This is a genomic window from Priestia sp. JV24 (genome assembly GCF_025910025.1).
Classification (GTDB): domain Bacteria; phylum Bacillota; class Bacilli; order Bacillales; family Bacillaceae_H; genus Priestia; species Priestia megaterium.
Map to the genome: position 1 here is coordinate 1 of NZ_JAPCIN010000086.1, position 625 is coordinate 625.

The 625-nt window shown below is 30.2% G+C and carries 1 pseudogene; it reads right to left on the reverse strand.

Features of this window, described 5'->3' with window-relative positions:
- Positions 1-360, reverse strand: a pseudogene (locus tag OK414_RS29770) (isoprenylcysteine carboxylmethyltransferase family protein); the annotation flags it as partial.
- Between the last annotated feature and the right edge of the window lie 265 nt (positions 361-625).

A 625-nucleotide genomic window follows, 5' to 3' on the forward strand; every position in this document is an offset into this window, starting at 1 on the left:
CGCAAAAACACCTGTTGTTATAAGTTCACCTGGTTTTTCTTCATCAATTCCAACTCTAAAACTTTTCCCAAATGAAATTATGCTTAACGAGAATAATACTAAACCCATCGTGCATAAACCTACACCTATCCAACTAAAGACTTCATTGCTAAATAGTTTGGTACCTAGTTTGGGCAAATCAAAAACACTAGAGAAAATAAGATAAAAAAACAGTAATGCAAATGGGATAATAAAGAAATCTTTTTTATCTAGCTCACCAAATTTAAAAGCTTTAATTCCCTTTTTTCCCAACTGTTTAGCACGAATTATAACCATTATCATCATTAAAAGTAATGATATGATTGCAAAATACCCTTGCATAACTCTCCCCCCTTATTCATTTAATAAATGATTGATATTTTGTTCATTCAACGCAGTATTTGGAATGCCTTGTGTAATTTAAATTTCAAGCATTTATAAGAATTACTTTTCTTACTCGTTATTAGTTATAATCATATTTAGGACTACATTCTTATTTTCAAAGGGGAGTATCTAATAAGTGTTGAAATAGAGTTCCTTCCAAAAAGTTATATAAGTGAAGTTCCCGCAGGAGGTGTTTTTTTCCTTTTGGAAGAGATATAGATAT